Source organism: Novosphingobium profundi, from assembly GCF_018491765.1.
Classification (GTDB): domain Bacteria; phylum Pseudomonadota; class Alphaproteobacteria; order Sphingomonadales; family Sphingomonadaceae; genus Novosphingobium; species Novosphingobium profundi.
On the sequence record NZ_JABWCU010000006.1, the window covers coordinates 229,530 to 254,346 of the forward strand.

Consider the following 24,817-nt stretch of genomic DNA (forward strand, 5'->3'; position numbering starts at 1 on the left):
CCATCTCCCGATGCCCCTCCCTTATCGCAGTGTGGTGAGGGCGCTTCGCGCGAGATTAGCGAGATTTCCGTCGTGAGCAAATCCGGCCTTGTCCGCTGCGGGAGTGGCAAGCGGGGGCTGGGCGGCGAAGGCCTGCTCGAGCGCGGCGTCGGGCGCATAAGTGACGAGGTCGGCCGGGACGCCGCATTGCGCAGCGATCTCGGTGGCCAGCTCACCCATTGTCACACGCAGAGCGGGCAGGGTGACCGCGCGGGTGGGCGGCACTAGCGCGCTCTCGAGGGTCAGCGCGTGGACGAAGTTGGCCGCGCAGCGCGCCACCGATTGCGCCCAGATCGTGCCCTCGGCCGAGACCGGGCAGATGAACGGCTCACCCGCCTTCAAGGCGTGGAACAGGTCGCTCATGAAGGCGGACTTGAGCCCCGAGGGGCCCTTGGGGCGCGCGAGGATCCCGGGCAGTCGCACGGTGACGCCATCGATGAGGGCGCGGTTGGAGAACAGCGCGACGGCGTCCTCCATCATCGCCTTGTGCCCGCCGTAGATCATGCGCGGGGAAAGCGGGGTCGTGTCGTCGACGCGCGCGGGCAGCGGATCGCCGAAGACCGCGATCGAACTGGCGTAGATCACGCGCAGGCCCGGCGTGAGCGCGCTCGCCTCGAGCAGCAGATCGTACATCGCATCGACGTTGGTCCGGCGCGAGGCGGCGGGATCGGCCTCGGCCGCGCCGCCCGGCACTGTGGCAAGATGGATGAGGGCCTCGCAGCCCTGTCCCAGAGCCTCGGCGCGCACGGCGGCGTCGGTGAAGTCGCCGGCGACGGTCCGTGCGCCCTCGGGTATGCCCGCCGCGACGGTGTCGAGCCCGGTGACCTCATCGCCGCGTGCCAGCAAGTGCGCGACAAGGTGACGGCCTACGAAGCCGCCCGCACCGGTAACCAGAATTCGCAAGGTCTATCTCCCTTCACGTGAGCCCGGATTCGGGCGAGCATGCCCGCTGGGCGTCAGAAGTCCGCACTAAGGCGCAGGCCATAGGTTCGCGGCGCGGTGTAGCGCGCGACGGCAAAGCCGATCGGCGAGTACTGCGGCGAGGACATGCGGCGCTTGTCCTCGATGTTGTTGACGAAGGCGCTGATGGCAAAGCCCTTATCGGGCATGCGCAAGGTCAGGTTGGCATCGCTCGTCCAGTAGGCGGGGATCTTCTCGAAATCGAGGTACTCGAAGGCGCCCCATTGCTTGTCGCGCCAGGCGGTCTGCGCCGAGGCGACCAGTTCGAGCGCGTCGCCGAGCGGGACGACCTGCTCGACCCCGAGGTTCACCGTCCACTTGGGTGAGAACAGCAGCGGCTTGCCCGAGCAATCGAAGGCGAGGATGGTGGTTGACCCGTCGACGCCCGCGACCGAGCTCGGGCAATTGATGTTGTCGCGCGGGCTCGCCGTCGTCAGGGTCAGGTCCTTGTACACCGTGTCGAGGTACTGGACCTTGGCGGTGAGCGTGGTCGCCCACCAGGGCTTGGCGGTGAGGTCGACGTCGAAGCCCTTGATCTCGGCCTTGCCCGCGTTGTCGATCTGGTTGACCAGCACCCCGCCGCTGTAGGTGAAGTAGTTGATCTGCTGGTCCTTGTACTTCCAGTAGAAGGCCTCGAGGTTGAGCTGGACGGCGTTGTTGAAGAAGCGGTTCTTCGAACCCAGCGTGAAGGCGGTGATGAATTCGGGCTTGTAGCTGGGAGTGCCCTCGGAGAGCTGGAAGCCACCCGCGCGGTAGCCGCTCTCGACGGTGGCGTAGAGAAGCGAATCCTCGGCCGCATCGAACTCGACGCCCGCCTTCCAGGTGAGCTTGGAGAAGCTGCCCGACTTCACCACGGGGTAGTAGGTCTTGAGGATCTGGCCCGAACCGCTGGTGAGGTCGTAGAGCTGGTAGGCGGCCTCGTCCGTGCTGTCCGAGGCGATGTAGCCGTTGGAGATCAGCCAGTTCACCGTGTCGCCGGTGCTGGTGAGGGTCGGGTAGCGGGGCAGCGCCCCGTCGGCCGCGCAGCCGTTGGCGAAGGAATCGGGAGGCGTGATCACCGAGGCGGCGCTGCCGCAGAAGGTGATGAAGTTGTTGATCAGCCCGTCGATCGACTTCTTGTCGTGGGTGTAGCGCAGGCCCCCGATCAGGCGGAAGCGGTCGGTGAGGTGCGCGGTCAGCTGGCCGAAGCCCGCGTAGGAGGTGGTCTTGTGCGTGTAGTGCTGGATCGGCAGCACGAATTCCTGGTTGTAGACGCCCAGGTTGTCGATGTTCTCGTCGAAATAATAGGCGCCCACCACGTAGTCGAACATGCCCGCCGTGCCCGAGAGGCGCAGTTCGGTGCTGAACTGCTCGTCGCTCTCGTTGGTGTAGGCGGTGTTGAAGGCGGGGCCGTAGAAGCGGCTTTCCGCCTTCGTCTTGCGGTAGGCGGGGATCAGCGTGAGATCGCCGATTCCGGTCTCGTATTTGATCTCGGCGTTGAGGCCCCAGTAGGTGTTGTCCGTAAACTGCTGGTCCTCGATCGCCGAGAGGAAGCCAAAGCCGGGCGCGCCCAGCACGGTCTGGCGGTAGGCGTTTGCGGCATCGGTGTAGAGCCCTTCCGACTTGCCAAGGCCCGAGGAGGTGAAGACGTAGCCGTCGGCGCTGTTCGTGTAGTTGCCGACATAGCTGTAGCCCGCGCCGATCCCGCCCACGTGCGTCCAGTCGCCGCCCACGCGGATCGAGAGGCGGTCGGTGGGCTGGAACAGGAGCTGCGCGCGAAGGCCGCTGCGGTCGAGGTCGTCGCTGCCGTCGCGGTTGTAGCCGTCGTGGACGTCGTGCGTCGCGGCAATGCGCAGCGCGGCGTTCTCGCCGATCGGCAGGTTGACGTGGCCTTGCGCGCTGACCGCGTCGTAGTTGCCCATGGAGACCGAAAAGCCGCCGGAAAAGTCGCCCAGCTGCGGCTTGGCCGGGATCACGTTGATCGCCCCGCCCGTGGCGTTGCGGCCATAGAGGATGCCCTGCGGTCCCTTGAGGACCTCGACGCGTTCGAGGTCGTAGAACGAGGCGCCAAAGGCCCCCGCCGCGCGGGCCATGACGACGCCGTCGTAGCTGGGGGCGACGGCGGGGTCGTTGTAGCTCGAATTGGTGATGTTGCCCACGCCCCGGATGAAGATCGAGGTGTTCGAGCCGCCGCCATTGGTGATGGTGAGGGCTGGGACGGCCTTGGTGAGGTTCTCGGCCTGGCCGATGCCGCGCGCGACAAGGTCGTTGCCGCCCACCGCATCGATGGCGATGGCCGCGTCCTGGAGCGATTCTTCCTTGCGCTGCGCGGTGACGATGATCTCGTTGATCCCGCCGCGCGCGGACGGCGCATCCTGGGCTTGCGCCTCTTGTGCAACGGCTTGCGTGGCGATCAGGCCGGACACGGCCATGGCGGCGATACAGGTGGTCTGAAGAAACCGATTGCGCATTGGCGCCCTCCCAATTTTTCGCATTTGTGAAGCGATGTTCTTGTCCTGTGCGCTAGTCCTCCGGCGCGGGCAGGTCACTCCGATTGAATCGATATGCACCCATCGACACTTCGGATTTGTCGTTTGCCCCGCTCTCGTTAGGTCATGAAATCCATGGAACGGGAGAACATCAGCAGCATCGCCAGCGCGCTTGTCGTGGGCGGAGGCATCGGGGGGATGGCAACGGCCATCAGTCTTGCCGAAAGGGGCGTCGCGGTCGACCTGGTCGATCTCGATCCCGAATGGCGGGTCTATGGCGCGGGCATCACCATCACCGGCCCCACCTTGCGCGCCTATCGCCGGCTCGGTCTGCTCGAGCCGATCAAGCAGGCCGGCGCGATCACCAACAAGACGCGGCTGTTCCGCTTCGACGGCACGCACATCAAGGACCTGGACGAACCGGTCATCGAGGAAGGGCTCCCCGCGACCGGCGGGATCATGCGGCCCGTCCTGCACAAGATCATGCAGCAGCGCGTGCGCGAACTCGCGATACCCGTGCGGCTGGGGCTGACCGTTACCGCGCTCGAAAGCGACGCGCACGGTGTCGACGTGACGTTCTCGGACGCGACGAGCGGGCGCTACGAGCTGGTCGTCGGCGCGGACAGCGTGGCCTCGGGCCTGCGTGCGCTCGCCTTCCCGCACATGGCGCCGCCGGTGCCGACCGGCCAGGGGTGCTGGCGCATCTCGATCCGCAAGCCTCCAGGCATGGACGCGGGCGAATTCTTCCTGGGCAATGCCAATCCTTGCGGGATCACCCCGTGCAGCCCGGACAGCGTCTATATGTGGATGCTCACCGAGCACGTCGAGCGCGAGAGCTTCATGACCGACGAGGAGCTCTACACCACGCTGAAGGGCCTGCTCGTGGATTTCGGCGGCAACGCGGGGTGGATCCGCGACACGATGACGCGCGAGGACTGGATCAACTACCGTCCGCTTGCCGCCGCGCTGCAGCCCCGGCCATGGTATCAGGGGCGCGTGGTGCTGCTCGGCGATGCGGTTCACGCGACCACGCCGCACCTCGCCTCGGGCGCGGGGATGGCGGTCGAGAGCGGGATCGTGCTGGCCGAGGAGCTGGCCCGGACGAACACCGTCGGCGAAGGCCTCCAGGCCTATGAGGATCGCCGTTTCGAACGCTGCCGTGACGTCATCGAGAGCAGTATCGCGATCGGCAACCTGCAACTCCAGCATCGCCCGCCCGAGGAGCACGCCCGCCTGCTCGAAGGCGCGCTCGAGCGCCTCAACGCGCCGTTCTGAACCGGGCGGTCGGGCGCGCTCTCAGTACGTCGTGCGCAGCGTCCCGCCGGGGCCGGCGATGCCGGGATCGGGGAACGCCCCGGGCCCGTCCTCGTCCTTCTCGCCCTCTTCGACGAAGCGATCATAGCTCTCGCCGAAGAGGGTGAAGGTCTCGCGCAGGGCACCGGCGTCGATTCCGCGGGTGATGAACACCAGACGCGTGCGCCGGTCCGCGCTCGGCCAGCTGTCGAGCATGACCGGCGGGTGAAACACGTGCTGCACGCCGTGCACCACCACCGGTCCGGGCTGGCCCTCGAGATTGAGGATGCCCTTGATGCGCAGGATGTCCTCGCCCTTCATCAGAGTCAGAAGATCGATCCAGCGTTCGAAGAGTTCGGGGTCGAGCGGGGTGTCGAAGGTCAGGCAACTGGCGCGGATGGCATCGCCGTGGCGGTTGACGTCGTGGGCATGCCCGTGACTATGGTCTTGGCCGTGGCCATGGTGGTGCCCGTGCCCGTGCCCGTGCCCCTGGTCCTGATCGGACGCATAGGCTTCGGCGTGGAGCCAGCCCTGCACATCCTGTGACTTGCCCTCGGGATCGTAGGCACCTCCACCGAAGAGGCGCGCGGCCTCGACTTCGCCGTGCAGCACCGGCAGGATCGGGGCTGCGGGATTGAGGGCGCGCAGCCGTGCCTCGAGCGCCTGGCGGGCGGGTGCATCGACGAGGTCGGTCTTGGTGAGGAGGATGCGGTCGGCGACGGCGGCCTGCTTGACCGCTTCGGCCTGCGCATCGAGCGTTGCCATGCCGTTCGCGGCATCGACCGTCGCGACCACGCTGTCGAGCCGGTAGAGCTTCTCCAGCGCGGGATCGCTCATCAAGGTGTGCAGAATCGGGGCCGGATCGGCGAGCCCGGTGGTCTCGATCACCACTTTGTCGAACCAGCGCTTTCCCTCGCGTGCGAAGCGCCAGGGCGCGCTCTTGAGCGTGGCAAGCAGGTCGCCGCGGATCGTGCAGCACAGGCACCCGCCCATCATCTCGACCTTGAGGTCCTCATTGGTCGAGGTCACCAGATCGTGGTCGAGGCCGACCTCGCCGAACTCGTTGATGATGACCAGCGCGCGCGCCATTTCGGGGGCGTGGACGAGCGTGTTGAGCGTGGTCGTCTTGCCGCTGCCGAGAAACCCGGTGAGCACCAGCACGGGGATCGGGGACTCGCTATGTGATGGTGTATCATTCATACGGAGAGCCTTGCCCCAGGACCGGACCAGAAGGCAAGGGTTACGTGAGAAGGTTATACGCTATTCGCATAAATATGCGAAAATTTCGTCTGGAATTTGCATAGCTATCTGGCAGCAAGGGGCCATCACGCAAGCCCCGAGGAGCTCCCATGTACAGCGCCATCCAGGATGATCTCGAAATCGTCGGCATCGTCAACCATCGTCCCGGCTCGGTCGCGACGGGGCCCCAGGGTGCCGATTTCGACCCGGCCTACATTCGTCAGGCCGCGCTGTCGCAGGAAGCGGCCGGCTACGACCGGGTGCTTATCGCCAATGCGGCGGTGATGCCCGAGAGCTTTGCCACCGCCGCGCACCTCTCGGGCGTGACCTCGAAGCTCGGCTTCATGATGGCGCATCGTCCCGGGCCGGTGCAGCCGACGTACGCCGCGCGCCACCTCGCAACGCTCGACCGGCTGAGCGAAGGGCGCGCCGCCGTCCACATCATTGCAGGCGCCGACGACCGCGAGGTCCAGGCCGACGGGGCCTTCAATACCAAGGAGGAGCGCTACCGCATCGCCGCCGAATACGTCGAGGTCATGCGCCGCGTCTGGGCGAGCGAGCAGCCCTTCGACTTCGACGGCGAATACTACAGGTACCGCGACGCTTTTGCGATGGTGCGCCCGGCGGGCGGGGCCATGCCGGTCTACTGGGGCGGCACGTCGGATCTCGCGCTGGACTTGTGCGGCAAGGTCGCCGACGTCTACGCGCTGGGCGGCGATACCTTCGCCGGGGCCGGCGCGCTTGCGCGCAAGGCACATGAGGCCGCCGCGCGCCACGGCCGCGAGATCAAGGTACTGATGACCATGGTCATTCTCCTGGGCGAGACCGAGGACGCGGCCTGGGCGCGTGCGGGCAAGCTCTACGAGCAGGTCACCGCGCGCAGCGACGGTGCGATCACCATGGGCAAGCACGACAAGGACGAGGACAAGGCCGCCGCCGGCGCCTTCCAGCGCATGCTCGCGCAGTCGAAGGAAGGCGAACGTCTCGACCGCTGCCTGTGGACCGGGCTCAACAAGGCCTTCAAGGGACGCGGCAACAACTCGGTGCTGGTCGGCACGCCGCAACAGGTTGCCGACAGCCTGATGGAATACCGCCGCCAGGGCATCACCCGTTTCCTCCTGCGCAGCCCCGATCAGGATGCCGACGCGGCCTATATCGGGGGCGAACTGGTGCCGGAATTGAAGGCGCAGATGGCGGCCGCGAAAGTCGGCGCATGACGGTGGCCGCCCCCATCTCGGTGGCCCCTTACACCTTGGCGCTGTGCCGTCCGGCGACGGGCAGCGTCTTCGGCGCGGATGGCATGCCGATTGCGGGCGCGCTCGAGGCCAACATTGCCATCGCGGCGGACTGCATTGCGCGGGCAGCGGGCGATCACGGCGCCTCGCTGGTGGTGTTCCCCCAGTTCGCGATGACGGGTTACACTCCGCTGGGCCCCGAGGCCTGGCTGGGCGCCTCGGTGACCTTTCCCGGGCCCGAGATGGAACGCCTGGGCGAGGCGGCGCGCAAGGCCGGGGTCTACGCAGTAATCCAGATCGCGGAGAAGCACGCGGCCTTCCCGGGGCGCTATTTCTTCTCGGTCGCGATCCTGACGCCTGCGGGCGATATCGGGCTGGCCTACCGCAAGAACTACTCGCTCTCGCTGCGCACCAGCCCGGTGGATGTCTACGACCGTTTCGTCGAGACTTTCGGGCATGAGGCCTTCCTGCCCGTGCTCGACACGCCGCTCGGAGGCCTGGGCGTCACCATCGGGGCCGAACCGCACTGGCCCGAGCCGATCCGGGCGATGGCGCTCAAGGGCGCCGAAGTGATCCTCAACCCGATCGCGGCGATGCAGGGGATCGACTATCTGAACCGGCCCGGCGCGGACTTGTGCCGCCCGGTGCGTGCCTTCGAGAACGCGGTCTATTTCGGCATGGCCAATATTGCGCAAGGCGCGCTGCCTTCGCAGGCCTGGGACCACACCGGGCGGGCGATCGGCGAGGCGGTCTCCGAAGAGTTCCACCTGTCCACAATCGACATCGAGGCCTTGCGCCGCGCACGCAGCCAGCCCGCCGGCAACCTGCTGGCAGGCATGCTTCCGCAGATCGAGGAGGACCGGCGCGACCTGCCGCTCTGGCCCTCGAACGCCTTCGGCGATGCGCCGCCCGCCGGTTTCGAGGCGATGATCGCGGTGGAGACGCGCGTGCGCGAAGGTTTGCAGGCGCTGGGCCGCGACAAGGCGCCTGCGCCAGAGGCTCAGGCCTAGCCCAGGAAGGTTTCGATCGCGGCCTTGCGGCGGGCGACGAAGGTGGGATCGCTTGCCGCGGGCAGCGCTTCGAAGCGCGCATCTGGCGCGAGCGGGGCGAGCGTTTCGGTGTCCTGCGCCAGCGGGTCGTCGGCCGCGGCCATGAGCAGGGTGGGCACGCTCAGTTCGGGCAGGCGCGCACGCACCGGCCAGGTGAAGGCGGCGTGGTAGCCCAGCGGGTAGGTCTCGGGGGCCTTGAGCAGTTCGACCAGCCAGGCGTGGAGCGCGGGGGCGGGCATGATCCCCGCCTCGCGGCGTCCCTCGCTTGTGCGGTTGTACCAGGGCCAGAAGCTGCACTGGTCGCGCAGGAACTGGAAGGCGCGCGCCAGATAGGCGCCGTCGAGGTCGGGCGTGAAGCGCGGCGCGTAGTTCGCCAGAACGCTTTCGAGAAACGCGCCCTCGAACCGGCCGACCCCATCGAGGACGAGGTGCGTGACCCGTTCGGGCGCGGCGAGCGCGATTTCCGCCGCGATGCAGGCCCCGGTGTGCGAGCCGTAGAGGTCGAACTCGCCAAGACCCAGCGCGTCGAGTGCGGCAAGCGTGGCGGCGGCGAAGTCGGTCGCGGTGGGCGCCTCCACGGGATGCGGGGCACTGTCGCCGAAGCCGGCGGTGTCGGGTGCGACGAGCGGGCGTGTGCCTGCGAGCTGCTCGAGCAGCGGGACGAGCTGGCGCGAGCTGCCGGGCGAAGCGTGGAGAAACACCAAGGTGCGCCCTTTGCCCGCGACGCTGCGCAGGTGGACCTGGCCGAAGGGCACGTCGACGAAGCTGCGGCGAAGGCGGGGCGTAGCGGCTTGCGGGTCCATCGCGTCGAATCCATGTCCAGAAGGGCCCATCGCGGCCCCGTTACGGCTCTAGCGGCAACAGGGAGCCTGGGGCAGGGGCGGCGTCGCAATGCCCGTCAGGAGGACACCCGCGCCAAGGGTCGCGAAGGGAGGGCAAAAATCGGGCGGTTATCCGTGGGCGAGCGAAAGCACGCCTGCCATGACGGCCATGCCCGCGCCGCTTGCCAGCGCGGTGCGCACGCGACCTTCGCCCTTTGCGCTGCGCGGGAAGAGTTCGAAGAGCCCGATATAGAGGAAACCGCCGGCGAACAGCGCGAGGAGAAACCCGAAATCGTCCTCGCCGATGGGGAGGAATTGCGCGAGCACGATGCCCGCGATCGGTGCCAGCGCGTTGGCGAGAAGCCAGCGCCTCGCCGACCGCGCGTCGGCGCTGGCCAGGCTGAGTCCCGCCATGTTCGCGCCGTCGGCCATGTCGTGGGCAAGCACGGCGAGCGCAACGATCCAGCCCGTCGCGGCCGAAACCTGAAAGGCGAGGCCGATGCCCAGGCCATCGAGCAGGCTGTGCGCCAGCAGCGCGATCCGTCCCGCGCCGCCGCTTGGCACCGCGTGCTCGGGCAGGTGATGGAGCAGCCGGCTGGCGCCGAGGCCGAGCAGGGTCATCGCGAGAACCAGCATCGCGGCAAAGGGCGAGGATCGGCCATGGAAGGCTTCGGGCAGGAGGTCGAACAGCGCAAGGCCGATGACGAAGCCGCTGGTCAGGCCGAAGACCAAAGTGCTCTTGCGGACCAGCCGAAGAGTCAGGAAACCGCCGAGGTAGGTGGCGAGTGCGGCGGCGAGGCCGACCAGGAGCAGCGTAGCGTCGGGAAACGGGATCATGCGTGCTATGTGATAACATCACATGGCGAATGCAAGTGCCTCGCGGCTAGTCCCGAGGGGAATTTCGCGAAACGGGAAATTACATTTTCGCGGTGTCGGTGTCCGCGCTGGCGAGCTGGACCGCGCCGGATTCGAGATCGGGGTGTTCGGCTTCGGGGTAGATGAAGCCGTAGACCGGGTTGTGGCGCGAACCGAGCGAAGCGGTGGGGGCGAACCAGATGCGCACTTCGCTCCAGTCGCCAGCGTCCGAGACGTCTTCGGCGAGCACGCCGCGCTCGATCATGCCCGGGCGCGACCAGTTGGCGTGGTCGAGCAGGACGTGGCGGGCATCGACGATCTTGGATACGACGGCGACGTGGCCGAGCGGCATCGCGCCGGTCGGGGCGAGCGCCATGACCGCACCGACTTCGGGTTCCTCGCCGCGGGCATAGACCCCGGCCGCCTGCTTCCACCAGGTGCGCGCATCACCGTGGATGGCGATGCCCGATTCCTCGCGGGCGTAAGGCACGCACTGCAGAACGTGGGCGAAGGCCGCCTCGGAGGCGGTCGACAGCGCGAAGAGCGTAAGTGCGAGGGCGAACAAGCCCTTGGAAACGGTCGTCGTCCGGCATTGTGCGTGCTGCGCATTGCGTGATGCGCGGCGGTGCGACCCCCACAGGCGTACCATGTAAAACCCTCGAATTTGCGATCCGCAGGCTGGTTAAGTGATGGTGTTACATTGGGCCAGACCCGGTTCCACGGCTCGTCCCGTTCGAAGCTCGACTTGTCGTGTCGCGTTGGGCCTGTGCGTCGGGTTGAGCGTGGGAGGTCCTCCATCTTTGTATCCAATGTGCCCGCTCTGGCTCGCGGGAGGGCAAGCTGATGCGGGCAAAGTCGTGGGCGGATGCGACGGTGCTCGAATCGGATATCGGGAAATTGTAGAACTTGCCCGATCTGTTATAGATTCTTGCGATTGATCAGTTGTAGCAAGGCGGGCCATGGACATCCGGCAGTTGGAACGCTTCGTCGCGGTGGCGCAGATCGGCAGTCTCAATCGGGCGGCGGAGGCGCTTGCGGTCTCGCAGCCCTCGCTTTCGCGCAGCCTGCAGCTGCTCGAGGAGAGTCTCGAGGCACCGCTCTTCGTGCGCGGCGCGCGCGGGGTGGAACTGACCGAGCATGGCCACGAGTTGCTGCCGCGCGCCCGACTGATCCTTGCCGAGCGCACGCGTGCGCTCGAGGCGGTGCGCGCCGGAGCGGGCAAGGGGCGCGAGACGCTTGCGATCGGGACCGACGCCTCGTTCGCGATGCAGCGCCTGCCGCGGGGCCTCGCCTTGCTTGCCGAGCGTTTCGCGAACCTGCGCGTGCACGTTACCGAGGGTCCCCCTGGCGCGCTGCTCGAGCGCTTGCGTGAAGGCGACCTCGATCTCGTCTTCGGCGCGCGCGGGCCGATGCTCGATCTCGAGGCGCTGACTTTCGAGACGCTCGCGATGGAAAGCGCCGGGGTCATCCTGCGCGCCGACCATCCTCTGGCAAGCCGGACGCACGTGCGCTTGTCCGACCTCGTCGGCGAGCGCTGGATCGTTCCCGATCACCCGGTGCTGCTCGAAGGCTGGCGCCAGCTCTTCGCGGGCGAGGGGCTCGAGGAACCGCCGATTGCGCTGCGCACTTCCTCGCTTAACCTCGCCAAGGGGTGCCTGCTGGCGGGGCCTTACGTGTCGCTCGGCGATGCCGGCAGTTTCGCCGCCGAGATTGCCGCCGGACAACTGGTCTCGATCGACTTCGGGCTTGCGCGCTACGAACGGCCGACGGGGGTGTTCTTCCGTCGTGAAGGGCGGCGCAGCCTGGCCCAGCGCGCGCTGATCGAAGCTTTGGCGCGCGGGTGATCAATGCACTCAGTGCGCTGGCGGCGTGATGCAGTCGAGGTGCCGGGCGGTGGCGATCAGCCGGGCCATGTCCGCGCCTGGAGCGCGGCGGGGAGCCTGCTCGTAAAGCTGGCGCATGGGGTTCATCTGCGGCGCGGTCACGAAGGCGAGGCGGTGGTGGCGGCACAGCCTCGCGATCTTCCGGGCGTCGAGCGCGCTGGCCTCGAGACGCAGCGGCCGGTTGCGCAAGTCGGCGCGGTTGATCACGAAGTTGTCGCCGAAGATCACGCCTTCGTCCTCGACCACCGTGACGTCCTTGCCGCTCGCCGCAACGGCCGCTTCGAGGTCTGCGCTCGGCGCAAGGAAGCTGCGGGCCATCACCAGGTGGAGCGGCATGGCGACGAGGAAGGTGAGCGCGCTGGCGGCCAGGAAGCTGGTGTGCGGGGCGCGCCCGGCCTGTTCTAGGCGGTGCCAGCCGAAGGCGCCGAGCAGGCACAAGTTGCCGATCAGGCCATGCGCGTAACGATAGCCGTAGCCATGGCCCTGCAGGGGAAGCAGGATGAACAGGGCCAGGAAGGTGAACCCGAGCCCGAGCGCGCAGGCGAGCGCGATGGGCTCGCGGCGCAAAGTGCCAAGGCCGACCAGCGCGAGCGGCAGGAGCAGGACGTGCTGCCAGGTGAGCAGGCGCAGCGCGTTGGCGCACTGGATCCACAGCGCGACGAGGCCGGGCACGTGGAGCGCGTGCTCGAGACGATCGAGATAGCCGACCGCGTGGCCCGAAGGCGGCGGCGGGGCCGATCCCAAGGACGTGATCCAGCCCGGCCAGGCCATCCACACAAGGCCGATCGCGGCGTAGCCCGCGAAATAGAACGCGAGCAATCCCAGGCGCCGTTGCATCAGCAGGACGAGGAGGAAGGGCGCGACGTACAGGGGATGGAAGAGGGGTTGGTGGAGGCCGGTGGCGAGCAGCCCCGTCGCCAGCGCGAGCGTGTGCGACCAGGGCCGGTCCTTCAGGAACAGCGCGAGCCAGACGAGATTGCAGGCAAGGTGCGCGGTCATCGCGAAGCGCGTGGTTGCGGTCAGCAGCACTTGCGCCGAACCGAGGTAGAGCACGATGGCCACCGTCACGCTCGTCGGCGAGGCGGGCCAGAGGCGCCGGGCGATCGACCACAGCGCCGCCCCGCCGATGGCGGCGAGGATCGGCACGGCAAGGCCGTCTGGCAGGGCAAGGCCAAGTACGCACTGCAATGCCGCGTTGCCGGGCAGGTAGGACGATACCCAGCCCTCGTGGTTGCCGACCGTCAGCGTGAAAAGCGTGTTGAGCGCGTCGTGAAAGGGGCGCCAGGCGGGCGCAAGGACGCCGTAGAGGTGGCCCGAGGCGAAGATCGCGGCGTCGAAGCGGGCCATCTGTTCGTCGCGGCTGAAGTCGTAGTCGAACAGTGCGTAACGGCGCAGGAGCCAGGCGAGGAGGACCAGCGCGAAGAGGCCTGTCGCGAGAACGGGCGCAGGGAGTGCGGGCGCGCGCAAGGGTTCGCGCCGGCGCCGGGCCAAGAACAGGCAGACGGCGAAGACGGCGATCAGGGCGAGGGCGAAGGGCACGTCCTGGAGGCGCGCGTAGAGCGTTGCCAGAAACAGCAGGTTGCCGGGAAAGCCGATGGCGGGGCCGATCGCGCGCGCGGCGACGACGAGTGCCATCAGCACGAGGGCCGAAACGGCGAGGCTTGCGCGCCAGGTGCGCTGCGCGCGTTCGGGCGAGAGCGGGGCGGCCCCCGGGGCGGTATCGGGAAGGCGGTGCAGGGTCACGGCTGTCGGGTCTTACCGGTTCGGTCTGAGAGAGGTTGCCGAAGGCCGGCGGTACCTAGCGGTCGATGGTGGCCTCGCGCTCTTCGCCGGTCCAGCCATGGAGCTTGAGGCTGTCGAGCAGCAGCTTGAGGACGAAGGCGCCAAGCACCATCGAAACCCCCGCCACGCACAAGGTGGTGTCGACGAAGACGAAGTGGACCGAGGTCTCCATCGCCCCGCCCACCGCGATCCAGCGATAGGCAAGCCAGGCGTCGGCGCAGAAGCCCACGGCGGCGAGCAGGCCGCCAGTGAGCGCGAGCGCCTCGACCGGGCGCGAGCGCGCCAGAAGCGGCACCATGCGCCCGGTGACGAAGGGGTGGTAGAGCGCTATTGCGACCTTGGCGATAGTGCCGAACAGCACGGCCATGAGCCCGATCAGCGTCGCCATGGCGGCAAGCGCCACCCAGTGGATGCCAAGGTAGAGCCCCGCGAGGTGGATCGGCCCCGCGGCCAGCGCGGCTAGGCCCAGCACGCCGAGCGCAAGCAAGGTCAGGCCGGGACCAAGGTAGAGCGTGTCGGGCGCATTGGCGAGAATCAGCGACAGGTGGCGCCAGCCGTCGCGAAACGAGCGCAAGTGCGGCGCGCGGCCGCGCTTGTCGGGGTAGAGGCGGATCGGCACTTCGCGGACGCAGAGGCCCGCGCGGTGGGCGTTGATGACCATCTCGGAGGCAAATTCCATGCCCGGCGAACGCGCACCCATGCGGATGAAGGCGTCGCGGGTGAAGCCGCGCATGCCGCAGTGGAAGTCGCGCACGGGCGAGCGGTGCAGCGTGCGCGCGACGGCGGAAAGCACCGGGTTGCCGAGGTACTTGTGCAAGGGCGGCATGGCGCCCTCCTCGATCCCGCCGGCGAAGCGGTTGCCCATGACCAGGTCCGCGCCGTGCTCGAGCGCGTCGACGAACGTGCCGAGCACGCTCCAGTCGTAGGATTCGTCGGCATCGGCCATGATCAGGTAGCGCCCATGCGCGGCCTGCGCGGCGGCCTGGATCGCGGCGCCGTAGCCCTTGACCGGCTGGTGCACGACCCGTGCGCCAAGCTCGAGCGCGATCTGCACCGAGGCGTCGCTCGAGCCGTTGTCGCCGACCACGACTTCGCCGACGAGGCCACGCTCGGCGAAAGCCTGCTGCGCCTTGCGGATGCAGTTGGCGAGCGTACGCTCCTCGTTGAGGCAGGGGATGATCGCGGATACCTCGACGTCTCGGCGCGCGGAGGCGAGCGGGACGAGCTGGTTGTGCCCGACCGTCTCGCCGATGGCTTTCGACTGCACCTGCATCACGCCCCTGCTTCCCGTTTCCAGTTCCTATGAGGGGCTTAGGGGGTAATGGTTAACAAGTTCGCACGAAGGGGGCTTCGCGGGCGGAAAGGCGCATCTGCCGACCGGCTCGGGGGCTCAGGTGCCGGGAACAGGCACCGCCTCGGGGCGCGAGGCCTCGAAACTCGCGATCGGATAGGCGCAGTAGTCGGCCGCGTAGTAGGCGCTGGGGCGATGGTTTCCCGAATCGCCGAGCCCGCCGAAGGGCATGTTGGCGGCGGCCCCGGTGGTGGGGCGATTGCGGTTGACCACGCCCGCGCGGCTCTCCTCGACGAACCGGCTCCAGAGTGCCTCATCCTGGCTGACGAGGCCGGCGGAGAGGCCGAAGCGCGTCGCGTTGGCGGCGGCAAGGGCGGCGTCAAAATCGGGCACGCGGCGCACTTGCAGGACAGGAGCGAAGATTTCCTCGTCGGGGACCTCGATCCCGGTGACGTCGAGGATCGCCGGGGAAACGAAGGCGCTCGAGCGCCCTTCGAGGCCGTGGAAGGCGCGCAGGCTCCTGGCGCCATGGTCGATCAGCGCTCCGACCTGACGGTGGGCGAGAACCGCGGCGTGCTCGGAGGCGAGCGGGCCCATGAAGGCTTCGCCCGGCTCGTCCCAGGCCGCGATGCGCAGCCGCGCGGTCAGGGCGTCGAGCGCGTCGAGAATGGCATCGCCCATCGCACCTTCGGGCACGATCAGGCGCCGTGCGCACGAGCAGCGCTGGCCGCTGGTGACGAAAGCGGACTGGACGATGATCGAGGCGGCTTCCTCGGGGCTGTCCCAGGCGATCAGCGGGTTGTTGCCGCCCAGTTCCAGCGCGAGGACGAGGTGCGGGCGGTCGATCGTCGCGTGCTTGAGCGCGCGCCCGGCCCCCGCCGAGCCAGTGAACAGCAGCCCGTCGATATCGCCCGCCACCAGCGCCTCGCCGGTTTCGCGGCCGCCCTGGACGAGGTTGAAAACGCCTTCGGGCAGGCCGGCCCTGGCCCAGGCCTGCGCCATCCTTTCGCCAGTCGCGGGGGCGATTTCGGAGGGCTTGAAGACCACTGTGTTGCCCGCAAGGAGGGCCGGCACGATGTGGCCATTGGGCAAGTGCCCGGGGAAGTTGTAGGGGCCCAGCACGGCCATCACGCCGTGCCCGCGATGGCGCAGTACGGCTTCGCCGAAAGGCATGTCCTGGCGCCGCTCGCCAGTGCGCTCGGCCTGCGCCTTGATCGAGACCGCGACTTTGCCGACCATGCCCTTGGCCTCGGTGCGCGATTCCCACAGGAGCTTGCCGGTCTCGCGCGAAATGATCTGGGCAAGGCCTTCCTCATCGCCCGCGAGCACCTCGGCAAAGCGCTGGACGGCGGCGACGCGTTCTTCGAGCGGGGCGCCGCGCCAGCCGGGCAGGGCCTCGCGCGCCGAGGCGATGGCGCGCGCGCAGTCCTCGGGCGTGGCGCTGGCGCCCTCCCAGACGACCGCGCCGGAGGCGGGATCGCGCGAGGTGAAGGCGGGTCCGCTCAGGGGCTGGGGCATTTTCGTTCTCTCCCGATTGTCGTTCGTGTCAGCCGAAGTTCACGCGGCCAAGCGGCATCGGCGCCATCAGCGCCTGGATGCGCCCCGAAAGATCGCGCACGTCAGACGGGGTGAAGCGCTGGTACCAGGCGCTGTTGGCGGGGCCGACCCCGTGTTCGGCGCTGAAGCTGCCACGGTAATCCTCGACGACGGTGCGGAAGATCGCCTCGCGCGCGGCTTCGGCCACTTTGGCGTCGTAAGGGCCGGCGTTGTCCGGCCAGACGCAGTTGCAGTGCAACCCGCCATCGCCGATGTGCCCGAAATCGTGGAGTTCAAGTTGCGGCGCGATCTGCGCGAGGGTTTGCGCGATCTCGCCGCGAAAGCGCATCACGTCGCCGCGCTTCATCGCGATGTCGCAGGCGACCACGCGGCCCGACTTGCGCAGGCCCTCGGGCACGGCGTGGCGCACCGCCCAGAGCGCAGTGCTGCGATCGATCCGGGTGTCGGCGATGGTGCCGTCCTCGAACAGCGGTTCGAGCGTCTCGGCGAGCTTTTCCTCGAGCCATTCGGCAGGAACGGCGCGTCCGCCCGACAGCTCGAGCAGGACGCAGTAGCCGGGGATCGCGCCGGCGAAGGGATCGCGCAGGCTGGAGACATGGGCGAGCGCGGCCGACAGCGCGGGCCGGGAAATGCCCTCAAAAGCGGTCAGGAGCGTGCCGAAGGCGTCTTCCATGCGCGTCAGGATGGCGAGCGCGGTTTCGGGCTCGGGCAGGGCGAGGAGCGCGGTGACGGTGTTGGCGGGGCGCGGACTAAGCGCCAGCGTGGCTGCGGTCACCACGCCCAGCGCGCCCGAACTGCCCGCGACGAGGTCCTGAAGGGCAAGGGCCGCGTTGTTCTTCCAGAGTTCGGAGCCGAGCACGAGATGGCGCGGGTCCGCCTCGGCGGTCACGAGTTCGAGGCCCATGAGATTCTGGCGCACGTCGCCGTAGCGCAGGAGCCGCGCGCCGCCGGTATTGGCCGCTACCATGCCGCCGATCGAGGGGTCGGCGCCGAGGTCGATGGGGAAGAAGAGGCCGTGTTCGGCCGCCGCCGCATTGAGTTCGGACAGCAGCACGCCCGCGCCCACGCGCGCGGATCGGTTGACCGGATCGATCGCGATCGACCCTTTGAGCCGCTCGAGACTGAGCACGAGGTCTTGCCCTTCGGTTTCGGCCAGGCCCGCCGCGACAAGCCCGGTGCGCGCGCCCTGGGGTACGACGCGCAAGCCGGCCGCGTAGGCGATGGCGAGCGCGGCGCGAACCTCGTCGGCCGAGCCCGGGCGCACGACCAGCGCGGGCTCGCCGCGTGTGCCGCGTCCGTCCTCGGCATAAGTCTCGAGATCTGCGGCTTCGTGGAAGACATGCCCGGTGCCGAGCGCGTCCTCGAAAGCGGAAATGAGCGTGGCATCGACAGACATGGTGGAGGCTCGCATGGGGTGGGCAATCTTCACGTTCGGCGGGGAGGGGCAGCGATAGGCCCATGCGGCGCCAGGGCCTTGCGGCCCCGTCCGGCTGGCGAAGGCAGCGGTTCGGGCATGGCGTATCTCCTCTTGCCCAGCGCTTATCGCAAGATGGCCATGCTGCGCAAACGCGAAGACGTCGCTGCGGCCGTGCTGCACCGGCATGCTCTGGAGCAACCCGTCACTCGGGCGCCTGTTCCCGAAGGATGGGCGCCCCGGGCGTGGTGCCGGCGGCGCGCAGTTCAGACGGCTTCGGGGATGAGCCGGCGCAAGGTGCGCGAGCACAGCGCGATGGCGTGGTCGCGGGGCAAGCGATCGGGCGAGAGGCAGTATTCGAACCAGAGCCCGTCCATCGTCGCGGTCATGATCGCCACGGCGTCCTCGATCGGCATGGCGCCCGAGGTTGCGGGAAGCCGTTCCATCGCGCCCGTCAAAAGCGTGCGGACCTCGCGGTTGAAGCTGTCATTCTTCTGCGCGAACTCGGGATTGTTGCGGACCAGCGACCAGAAGGCGAGCCAGGCCCCCAGCAGTTCGGTATTGGCCCATTCCTGCGAGAACAGGGTCTCAAAAAAGGCGTCGAGCGCGGCCCAGGGCGAGGGCGCGGGCTTGGCGAGTTCATCGCCGAGGCGCACGACGACCTGGTCGCACAGTTCCTCGTAGGTCTCGAACAGAAGGTTCTGCGGATTGCTGAAATAGTGGCGCAGCAGACCGTGCGAAACACCGGCCTGGCGGCAGATCTCCCGCCCGGTCGTTCCGCGCGGACCCAGCCGGGCGAGGCAGCCCAGGGTGACCTGCAAAAGGTCCTGGCGCCGGACGCCCGGTTGCTGGCGCTTGAGGGTGCGACGGGGCCGCGGCACCGCCTCTTGCTGCGACTTGTTCGAACGAGTGCTCATCCCGCCTGCCCGTTTCTCGATTTTTGTTTTGGTCTGGTCTGCGCCCAATGGACCAGATGTGTATTGCAATCGTTTCCACGCGAGGCAAGTGGCCATTTGTCCCATTCAAATCCGTCTCGTTGTGGTACAGTGTGAGCGCCGTCTGGTGGCCCGCAATGCGGCCCCGGAATCGGGGGCAAACGCTCTCCCGATTGCGGGGCGACCACCATTGCATCGAGCCCCTATCCGGGCCAAGACAGGATCCATGACCCAGTCCGAACCCGCGCTCAAAATCAAGGTGCAGATCTTCTCCGGAGACGAGATCGCGATGGGGCCCGGAAAGGCCGACCTGCTCGATGCGATCGCGCGCGAAGGGTCGATCTCGGGCGCGGCGCGCGACATCAACATGAGCTATCGCCGGGCCTGGCTGCTGGTCGACGCAATGAACCGGTGCTGGCGCGAACCGTTGGTGGAAACCTCGCCAGGCGGTTCGGCGCGCGGCGGCGCGCGCATTACGCCTTACGGGCGCGGCATCCTGCAGCTCTACCGCAGCCTGCAGGACGAAAGCCTGGGGCTCAGGCGTGCGTCTGCGTGGGGCGAATTGGGCGCGGCACTGCTGGATGCACCGAAGCCGCACCAGAAGGCCTGAGGCCCTCGCGCACTTGCGTTCCCTGCGCGGTCAAGGTGACGACGTGGTCGGCCAGCCGATCGACTTCGCGCCGGTCGTGGCTGACGTAGAGGATCGGCAGCGCCAGTTCGTCGCGGATGCGCGCAATGACTTCCATCACCCCGCTGCGCCGGTCTTCGTCGAGCGAGGAGAGCGGCTCGTCCATCAGCAGGAAGCGCGGACCTGAAAGGAGCGCGCGCCCGATCGCGACGCGTTGCATTTCGCCGCCCGAAAGTGTGCGCGGCATGCGCTTGAGCAAATGTTCGATGCCCAGGAATTCGGTGGCGTCCTCGAGCGCCATCCAGCGCCGTGCAGGGGGGGCGAGCCTCCACCCGAACAGGAGGTTGTCGCGCACGGTCTTGTGCGGGAACAGCCGGCTGTCCTGGAACACGTAGCCGCAAGCGCGTTTCTCGGGGGCGCGGTCGATGCGCGCGGCGCTGTCGAACAGCACGTCCTCGCCCACCGCGATTCGCCCGTGTTCGGGGCGGATCAGGCCGGCGATCGCGTTGAGGACGCTGGTCTTGCCCGCGCCCGAGGTGCCGAACAGCGCGGTAAGCCCCGCGCCCACTTCGAACCGGGCAGTGATCCGGGCGCTTGCGCGCTGGAGAGTGACGTCGATGTCAAAGGGCATGGCCGGCCTTACCTTGTCCCGAGCGCCGGGTCAGCATTTCCGAGACGACGAGGGCCGCCAGCGAGAGCAGCACCGAGATCACGGCAAGGCGCGCAACATCGCTCTCGCCCCCCGGGATCTGCAGCGCGGTGTAGATCGCGAGCGGCAAAGTGCGGGTCTCGCCGGGTATGTTCGAGGCGAAGGTGATCGTCGCGCCGAACTCGCCGATCGAACGCGCGAAGCCGAGCACGATCGCGGCCATGACGCCGGGCATCGCGAGCGGCAGGGTGACGCTGGCGAAAGTGCGCCAGGGGCCCGCACCCAGGGTCCGCGCCGCGCTTTCGAGCCGGCGATCGACTTCCTCGAGCGAGAGGCGGATGGCGCGCACCATCAGCGGCAAGGCCATGATCGCGGCGGCGAGCGCTGCGCCGGTCCAGCGAAAGATAAGTCCGAGGTCGAAGGTGTCGAGCAGGAAGCGGCCGATCGGGCCGTTGCTCCCGCAGGTCAGGAGAAGGATCCAGCCGGTGACCACCGGGGGCAGCACCAGCGGCAGATGGACGAGCGCGTCGAGCAGGACCTTGCCGGTGAAGCGTCCGCGCGCGAGGACCCAGGCCAGCGCGAAGGCGATCGGCAGATCCGCCAGGATCGCCACCACGCTGACCTTGAGCGAGAGGACAACGACCTGCCATTCCTCGGGGGACAGGGCGAGGATCATGCTCAGTTGGTTCCGAAGCCGTACTGCGCGAAGATGGCCTTGCCCTCCTTCGAGACGAGAAAGCGGCGGAAGGCCTCGGCATCGGGGCTGGCCGCCTTGGCGGTCAGCGCGATCGGGTAGCTGATCGGCTTGTGGCTCGAGCGCGGGAAGACCCCGACGACGCGCACGCCCGGGTCTTGCCTGGCGTCGGTCGCGTAGACCACGCCGAGCGGCGCCTCGCCGCGGCTGACGAAGGCGAGCGCGACGCGCACGCTTTCCCCTGCGGCGACCTTGCCCGAAACGCTGTCCCACACGCCCAGCTTCTGGAGCGCTTCCTTGCCGTAACGGCCCGCGGGCACCGAATTGGGCTCGCCCATTGCGAGGCGTCCGTTGCCGAGCGCGCGCGCGAGCGGGAAGCCGGGCTTGACGCTGAGCTTGACCGTGCTCGCCTTGGGCGCGATCAAGACGATGTCGTTGGCGAGGAACGACTGGCGGGTGGACGTGCGGATCAGCTTGCGCGTCTGCAGGTAGTCCATCCATTCCTCGTCGGCGGACAGGAACATGTCGGCGGGGGCTCCGGCCTCGATCTGGCGGGCGAGCGCGGAGGAGGCGGCATAGGAGATGACCGGGTGTTCGTGGCCCTTGGCAGCCCAGCGGTCGGCCGCGGTATTGAGGGATTCGCGCAGACTGGCTGCCGCGAGGACGACGGGTCCTTGCGCATAGGCGGCCTGGTTGGCGGTGGCGAAGGTCAGCAGCAGCGCGAGCGCGGCAAACCAGCGGCCGATTCGGATCATCTTGAGCCCTCCTGTTTGTCTATATCCATTTGTATATTGAAAAGGTGGAAAGGGGAAGAGGGGCGGGCGCATCGTGGACGATTCTTATTGCGATGCGGAATGCGCAATGGCTTGGATACTATATTTAAGTTATTGAGATTTAATAATATAATCCGGATTTCTGGATTTTCTTATTGCGAATGGATACGTGTTTCGCGCCTGCGACAGGCCTGAATGTCTGGACAACTGTCAAAATCTATATACAAATGGATATAGATACGGCCGCATAGCGATGAGGGTCAGAACGACCGCAGGTGTGGCGAAGGTATCTTCAGGGGGATAATCTAGCATGCTTCCAGTGCATCTTCGCGCGCCTCGCGCGCTGTGTCTTGCGGCCACGGCTTCGGGCCTTCTGGCGCTTTCCACCCACCCTGCGCTCGCGCAGCAAACCAGCGCACCGACCTTGCAAAACGCCTTGGGCGATCCCGAGGGACTGACCGTCGAGGGCAGCGTGCGCGCCCGTTACGAGGCGATCGACAACCAGTTCCGCCCGGGCAAGGCCGACAGCCGTGACGCGCTGCTGCTGCAGACCGACCTCAAGATCGCCTACGATACAGGGCCGGTCGAGATCGGCGGCGAGGTGACCGACGCGCGCGCCTATGGCGGCGGCAAGGGCAGCTCGCTGGCGACGACCGAGGTCGACGCGCTCGACATCACGCAGGCCTATCTTCGCTTCAATCTCGGTTCGGCTCTGGGCGAAGGCACCAGGACTTCGCTCGAGGCGGGCCGCTTCACCATGGACATGGGATCGCGCCGCCTGGTCGCGCGCAACCGGTTCCGCAACACGATCAACGCCTTTTCCGGCTTCCGGGCCGACTGGAAGGGCAAGGACGGACAGGTGCTCTCGGCCTTCTACACGATGCCGGTGACCCGCCTCCCCAGCGACCAGGCGAGCATCCTCGACAACGAGATCAAGATGGACACGCAGAGCTTCGACCAGACCTTCTGGGGCGGTTTCGCGAGTTCGCCGGTCAAGATGGGCGGTGCGCACGTGGAAGCCTACTTCTACGCGCTCGACGAGGAGGACAGCCCAGGGACCGCAACCAAGAACCGGCACTTGCGCACCGCCGGTGGCCGCTTCATGCGCCCGCCCAAGCCGGGCACCTTCGATTTCGACTTCGAGGGCGCCTACCAGTTCGGCAATACGCGGCTGGGCACTTCGGCCAGCGCGGCGCGGGCGGACGTCTCGGCCTACTTCGCCCACGGCGAGCTCGCCTACCAGGCCACGTCGGGCTGGAAGCCGCGCCTCGCGCTCGAACTCGACGTGGCCTCGGGCAACAAGGGCGGCGGTTCGTACAACCGCTTCGACACGCTCTACGGCGCGCGCCGCTTCGAGTTCGGCCCGACCTCGCTCTACGGGGCGCTCGGGCGCAACAATATCCGCTCGGCGGGCGCCATGCTCAAGCTCTTCCCGAGCAAGCGCATCTTGCTCGCCACGATGTACCGCGCGGCCTGGGCGGACAGCACCGAGGACAGCTTCTCCTCGACCAGCGTGACCGACGCGAGCGGCGAGGCCGGGCGCTTCGCGGGGCACCAGATCGAGGGTCTCGCGACCTGGTGGGCGGTCCCCAAGGTGCTGCAGATCGAGACCGGCGCCACCTACCTGATCCGCGGCGACTACCTCAAGAACGCGTCGAGCGCGAATGGCTATGGCGATACGCTCTACGGCTACGTCAGCGCCCAAGTGAACTTCTGAGGCGCTCGAGTCGGACGGCCGGCCGGGCCGTCAGGCACCGCGAGGCGGGCCCGGGTCACGCGGCTTTGCTGCGGTGGCCAGGGCCTCCTCGATCCAGCCCATCGCGGCCGCGACGCGCCCGGCGTATTCGCTCTCGACCGCCTGGTCCTCCTCGCGGCGCCGGGCCGCATCGAAGCGCTGGCTGGGGTCCTTGGCGTGCCAGGTGATGGCGGCTTCGTCGAGATCGTCGCAAGGCAGGTGCAGCCGTTCGCGTGCGGCGTGAAGCGCGCGGACAGGCTCCTGCACGATCAATGCCGCGTCGAGGCGACGCTGGCGCCGGGGATCGACGCAGTCGAAGAGCCCTTCCTGCAAAGCGTGGAGCAGCGCGGCGAGGCGCAGGACCTGATCGAGGGCATCGCCAGGTCCGGTGGCGCGCGAGCCCGCAACCGCCTCGGCGAGGAGGCCGGCGTGGCCCGGCGATGTCTGCGCCGTGTGCTGCGCGCAGCGGGCGACGAACGCCATCCGGTCCCGGCCGCCACGCAGGCACGCGAGCAGCCAGGCCCGGCGCTCCATCGTCACGAACACCGCATGGTCGAGCAGGCCGGCACGCGCGAGCGCGGGCAGCAGCGGATTGGACCAGTTCGAAGGCTTGATGACGACGGGAGCCTGGTGTGCGGTAGCCGCTTCGAGCTGGCGCGTCGCCCGGGCCAGCCAGTGCTCGGGGCCTTGCGACGCAGGCCTCGACTGGAGTGCGGATAGCTGGTCGGAAAGGTCTATCAGGCACTGCGGCTCGCGCAGGCACACGGTGTCCCGGTCGCTGTCGAGCAGGCGCGTCAGCAGGGTCGATCCGCAAAAGCCGACATGGAAGATCCAGCGCGCGGCCGAGGCGGATGGGGCCTCGTCCGCAGGGGGCAGGTCGCGGGCGTCGGCAAGGCTCTGTTCGCTCCAGAAGGTTTCGCGGCCATCGAGGAAGCTGGCGCCACGCAGCGCGTCAAGCGAGGTCTCGACCAACACCATGCGCGTCTCGAGGGCATCGAGGCGGTGAAGGAATTTCATGCCGGTGCTGCCTCCGGACGCCATTCCGGGCAATGGCGAGCACCGTCGGGACCGGGCTTGCGACATGTACGGTATACCATGCGCGCGTCCATGGGCCGGAATGCGCGCGCGCGCCACGCCTGTTCGACAAACGGCATGGCCGCGATGATGAACGCTGCGTGCGCGGCGATGGCCGAAACCGAACACGCTTTGTCGTGACCCGAACATAGCGCATCGGGTAAATTTCTCCTTTAATCAGTATCTTGGTGTCTGGCACGCTTCCTGCTTTGCAAGGGGGAAACTCTGGCAGGAGGGTATCCATGGCCTACAAGATCATCGCCTCGCAGTGCACCGGTTGCAGCGCCTGCGAATTCGAATGTCCCAACGCAGCGATCTCGATGAAGGGCGACACCTTCATCATCAATCCGGCCAAGTGCACCGAGTGTGCGGGGGAATACGATCATCCCCAGTGCGACACCGTCTGCCCGGTTCCCAAGACCTGCGTGCCGGCCTGAACGGGC

The 24,817-nt window shown here is 67.9% G+C and carries 22 protein-coding genes; 7 read left to right on the forward strand and 15 right to left on the reverse strand.

Annotated elements, in window-relative coordinates:
• Window positions 1–21 precede the first annotated feature (21 nt).
• Complete coding sequence (locus HT136_RS07720) at window positions 22–942, reverse strand: NAD-dependent epimerase/dehydratase family protein (RefSeq protein WP_214198992.1); 921 nt, start codon at window positions 940–942, stop codon at window positions 22–24.
• A gap of 53 nt (window positions 943–995) precedes the next feature.
• Window positions 996–3,449, reverse strand: coding sequence for a TonB-dependent receptor (locus HT136_RS07725; RefSeq protein WP_246543442.1), 2,454 nt, complete (start codon window positions 3,447–3,449; stop codon window positions 996–998).
• A 153-nt stretch (window positions 3,450–3,602) separates the two neighbouring features.
• On the opposite strand from HT136_RS07725, the gene HT136_RS07730 reads away from it, so the two are divergent.
• Window positions 3,603–4,742, forward strand: a complete 1,140-nt coding sequence (locus tag HT136_RS07730) for an FAD-dependent monooxygenase (RefSeq protein ID WP_246543443.1) — start codon at window positions 3,603–3,605, stop codon at window positions 4,740–4,742.
• Between the two features lie 21 nt (window positions 4,743–4,763).
• Here the strand turns inward: HT136_RS07730 and HT136_RS07735 are convergent, their stop codons facing one another.
• Window positions 4,764–5,960, reverse strand: coding sequence for a CobW family GTP-binding protein (locus HT136_RS07735; protein ID WP_214198994.1), 1,197 nt, complete (start codon window positions 5,958–5,960; stop codon window positions 4,764–4,766).
• A 149-nt stretch (window positions 5,961–6,109) separates the two neighbouring features.
• On the opposite strand from HT136_RS07735, the gene HT136_RS07740 reads away from it, so the two are divergent.
• Window positions 6,110–7,216 carry an LLM class flavin-dependent oxidoreductase gene (locus HT136_RS07740; RefSeq protein ID WP_214198995.1) on the forward strand — a complete coding sequence of 369 codons (1,107 nt, stop codon included), beginning with the start codon at window positions 6,110–6,112 and terminating at the stop codon, window positions 7,214–7,216.
• Window positions 7,213–8,244, forward strand: coding sequence for a nitrilase-related carbon-nitrogen hydrolase (locus HT136_RS07745; protein ID WP_214198996.1), 1,032 nt, complete (start codon window positions 7,213–7,215; stop codon window positions 8,242–8,244). Before HT136_RS07740 ends, HT136_RS07745 begins: the two co-directional genes overlap by 4 nt.
• On the opposite strand, the gene HT136_RS07750 is transcribed toward HT136_RS07745, so the two are convergent.
• From HT136_RS07750 to HT136_RS07760, 3 genes are all read right to left on the reverse strand, one after another.
• The gene (locus HT136_RS07750) at window positions 8,241–9,086 is read right to left on the reverse strand and encodes an alpha/beta fold hydrolase (RefSeq protein ID WP_214198997.1); all 846 of its coding nucleotides are present in this window, start codon (window positions 9,084–9,086) and stop codon (window positions 8,241–8,243) included. The two genes, HT136_RS07745 and HT136_RS07750, sit on opposite strands and share 4 nt — an antisense overlap.
• A gap of 147 nt (window positions 9,087–9,233) precedes the next feature.
• A complete protein-coding gene (locus tag HT136_RS07755; protein WP_214198998.1) occupies window positions 9,234–9,941 on the reverse strand; it encodes a ZIP family metal transporter in 708 nt (235 codons plus the stop codon).
• 79 nt (window positions 9,942–10,020) lie between these two features.
• Entirely contained in the window at window positions 10,021–10,608 is a 588-nt protein-coding gene (locus tag HT136_RS07760; RefSeq protein ID WP_214198999.1) for a CHAP domain-containing protein, read from the reverse strand.
• A gap of 310 nt (window positions 10,609–10,918) precedes the next feature.
• On the opposite strand from HT136_RS07760, the gene HT136_RS07765 reads away from it, so the two are divergent.
• Window positions 10,919–11,803, forward strand: coding sequence for a LysR family transcriptional regulator (locus tag HT136_RS07765; RefSeq protein ID WP_214199000.1), 885 nt, complete (start codon window positions 10,919–10,921; stop codon window positions 11,801–11,803).
• A gap of 9 nt (window positions 11,804–11,812) precedes the next feature.
• Here HT136_RS07765 and HT136_RS07770 read toward each other — a convergent pair whose 3' ends face one another.
• The 5 genes from HT136_RS07770 to HT136_RS07790 all read right to left on the reverse strand — a co-directional run bounded on the left by HT136_RS07770 (window position 11,813) and on the right by HT136_RS07790 (window position 18,803).
• Window positions 11,813–13,585: a hypothetical protein gene (locus HT136_RS07770; protein WP_214199001.1), complete on the reverse strand. Its 1,773-nt coding sequence runs from the start codon at window positions 13,583–13,585 to the stop codon at window positions 11,813–11,815.
• A gap of 55 nt (window positions 13,586–13,640) precedes the next feature.
• Window positions 13,641–14,897 carry a glycosyltransferase family 2 protein gene (locus tag HT136_RS07775; RefSeq protein ID WP_214199242.1) on the reverse strand — a complete coding sequence of 419 codons (1,257 nt, stop codon included), beginning with the start codon at window positions 14,895–14,897 and terminating at the stop codon, window positions 13,641–13,643.
• A 117-nt stretch (window positions 14,898–15,014) separates the two neighbouring features.
• Window positions 15,015–16,433 (reverse strand): succinylglutamate-semialdehyde dehydrogenase, encoded by a 1,419-nt coding sequence (astD, locus tag HT136_RS07780; RefSeq protein WP_214199002.1) that lies wholly within the window; start codon window positions 16,431–16,433, stop codon window positions 15,015–15,017.
• Between the two features lie 28 nt (window positions 16,434–16,461).
• Window positions 16,462–17,883 (reverse strand): FAD-binding oxidoreductase, encoded by a 1,422-nt coding sequence (locus HT136_RS07785; RefSeq protein WP_214199003.1) that lies wholly within the window; start codon window positions 17,881–17,883, stop codon window positions 16,462–16,464.
• Between the two features lie 269 nt (window positions 17,884–18,152).
• Window positions 18,153–18,803, reverse strand: a complete 651-nt coding sequence (locus HT136_RS07790) for a TetR/AcrR family transcriptional regulator (protein WP_214199004.1) — start codon at window positions 18,801–18,803, stop codon at window positions 18,153–18,155.
• A gap of 244 nt (window positions 18,804–19,047) precedes the next feature.
• Here HT136_RS07790 and HT136_RS07795 point away from each other — a divergent pair, with 244 nt between their 5' ends.
• Complete coding sequence (locus HT136_RS07795; RefSeq protein ID WP_214199005.1) at window positions 19,048–19,431, forward strand: winged helix-turn-helix domain-containing protein; 384 nt, start codon at window positions 19,048–19,050, stop codon at window positions 19,429–19,431.
• Here the strand turns inward: HT136_RS07795 and HT136_RS07800 are convergent.
• The 3 genes from HT136_RS07800 to modA are packed head-to-tail and all read right to left on the reverse strand — an operon-like array spanning window position 19,358 to window position 21,547.
• Complete coding sequence (locus HT136_RS07800) at window positions 19,358–20,080, reverse strand: molybdenum ABC transporter ATP-binding protein (protein WP_214199006.1); 723 nt, start codon at window positions 20,078–20,080, stop codon at window positions 19,358–19,360. The genes HT136_RS07795 and HT136_RS07800 overlap by 74 nt on opposite strands.
• Entirely contained in the window at window positions 20,070–20,774 is a 705-nt protein-coding gene (gene modB, locus HT136_RS07805) for a molybdate ABC transporter permease subunit (RefSeq protein ID WP_214199007.1), read from the reverse strand. The genes HT136_RS07800 and modB overlap by 11 nt, the downstream gene beginning before the upstream one ends.
• Window positions 20,775–20,776: 2 nt before the next feature.
• Entirely contained in the window at window positions 20,777–21,547 is a 771-nt protein-coding gene (modA, locus tag HT136_RS07810; RefSeq protein ID WP_214199008.1) for a molybdate ABC transporter substrate-binding protein, read from the reverse strand.
• A gap of 328 nt (window positions 21,548–21,875) precedes the next feature.
• Here modA and HT136_RS07815 point away from each other — a divergent pair, with 328 nt between their 5' ends.
• Window positions 21,876–23,282, forward strand: a complete 1,407-nt coding sequence (locus tag HT136_RS07815) for an alginate export family protein (RefSeq protein ID WP_214199009.1) — start codon at window positions 21,876–21,878, stop codon at window positions 23,280–23,282.
• 30 nt (window positions 23,283–23,312) lie between these two features.
• Here HT136_RS07815 and HT136_RS07820 read toward each other — a convergent pair whose 3' ends face one another.
• The gene (locus HT136_RS07820; RefSeq protein ID WP_214199014.1) at window positions 23,313–24,317 is read right to left on the reverse strand and encodes a hypothetical protein; all 1,005 of its coding nucleotides are present in this window, start codon (window positions 24,315–24,317) and stop codon (window positions 23,313–23,315) included.
• A 299-nt stretch (window positions 24,318–24,616) separates the two neighbouring features.
• Between HT136_RS07820 and HT136_RS07825 the strand changes: the two genes are divergently transcribed.
• A complete protein-coding gene (locus HT136_RS07825) occupies window positions 24,617–24,811 on the forward strand; it encodes a 4Fe-4S binding protein (RefSeq protein ID WP_214199016.1) in 195 nt (64 codons plus the stop codon).
• Window positions 24,812–24,817: the final 6 nt, after the last annotated feature.

Excerpts from the sequence above, each read along its gene's own strand:
- HT136_RS07725 (WP_246543442.1), bottom strand. The coding sequence starts at position 3,449 with ATGCGCAATCGGTTTCTTCAGACCACCTGTATCGCCGCCATGGCCGTG.
- HT136_RS07730 (WP_246543443.1), top strand. The coding sequence starts at position 3,603 with ATGGAACGGGAGAACATCAGCAGCATCGCCAGCGCGCTTGTCGTGGGC.
- HT136_RS07735 (WP_214198994.1), bottom strand. The coding sequence starts at position 5,960 with ATGAATGATACACCATCACATAGCGAGTCCCCGATCCCCGTGCTGGTG.
- HT136_RS07740 (WP_214198995.1), top strand. The coding sequence starts at position 6,110 with ATGTACAGCGCCATCCAGGATGATCTCGAAATCGTCGGCATCGTCAAC.
- HT136_RS07745 (WP_214198996.1), top strand. The coding sequence starts at position 7,213 with ATGACGGTGGCCGCCCCCATCTCGGTGGCCCCTTACACCTTGGCGCTG.
- HT136_RS07750 (WP_214198997.1), bottom strand. The coding sequence starts at position 9,086 with ATGGACCCGCAAGCCGCTACGCCCCGCCTTCGCCGCAGCTTCGTCGAC.
- HT136_RS07755 (WP_214198998.1), bottom strand. The coding sequence starts at position 9,941 with ATGATCCCGTTTCCCGACGCTACGCTGCTCCTGGTCGGCCTCGCCGCC.
- HT136_RS07760 (WP_214198999.1), bottom strand. The coding sequence starts at position 10,608 with ATGGTACGCCTGTGGGGGTCGCACCGCCGCGCATCACGCAATGCGCAG.
- HT136_RS07765 (WP_214199000.1), top strand. The coding sequence starts at position 10,919 with ATGGACATCCGGCAGTTGGAACGCTTCGTCGCGGTGGCGCAGATCGGC.
- HT136_RS07775 (WP_214199242.1), bottom strand. The coding sequence starts at position 14,897 with ATGCAGGTGCAGTCGAAAGCCATCGGCGAGACGGTCGGGCACAACCAG.
- astD (WP_214199002.1), bottom strand. The coding sequence starts at position 16,433 with ATGCCCCAGCCCCTGAGCGGACCCGCCTTCACCTCGCGCGATCCCGCC.
- HT136_RS07785 (WP_214199003.1), bottom strand. The coding sequence starts at position 17,883 with ATGCGAGCCTCCACCATGTCTGTCGATGCCACGCTCATTTCCGCTTTC.
- HT136_RS07790 (WP_214199004.1), bottom strand. The coding sequence starts at position 18,803 with ATGAGCACTCGTTCGAACAAGTCGCAGCAAGAGGCGGTGCCGCGGCCC.
- HT136_RS07795 (WP_214199005.1), top strand. The coding sequence starts at position 19,048 with ATGACCCAGTCCGAACCCGCGCTCAAAATCAAGGTGCAGATCTTCTCC.
- HT136_RS07800 (WP_214199006.1), bottom strand. The coding sequence starts at position 20,080 with ATGCCCTTTGACATCGACGTCACTCTCCAGCGCGCAAGCGCCCGGATC.
- modB (WP_214199007.1), bottom strand. The coding sequence starts at position 20,774 with ATGATCCTCGCCCTGTCCCCCGAGGAATGGCAGGTCGTTGTCCTCTCG.
- modA (WP_214199008.1), bottom strand. The coding sequence starts at position 21,547 with ATGATCCGAATCGGCCGCTGGTTTGCCGCGCTCGCGCTGCTGCTGACC.
- HT136_RS07815 (WP_214199009.1), top strand. The coding sequence starts at position 21,876 with ATGCTTCCAGTGCATCTTCGCGCGCCTCGCGCGCTGTGTCTTGCGGCC.
- HT136_RS07820 (WP_214199014.1), bottom strand. The coding sequence starts at position 24,317 with ATGAAATTCCTTCACCGCCTCGATGCCCTCGAGACGCGCATGGTGTTG.
- HT136_RS07825 (WP_214199016.1), top strand. The coding sequence starts at position 24,617 with ATGGCCTACAAGATCATCGCCTCGCAGTGCACCGGTTGCAGCGCCTGC.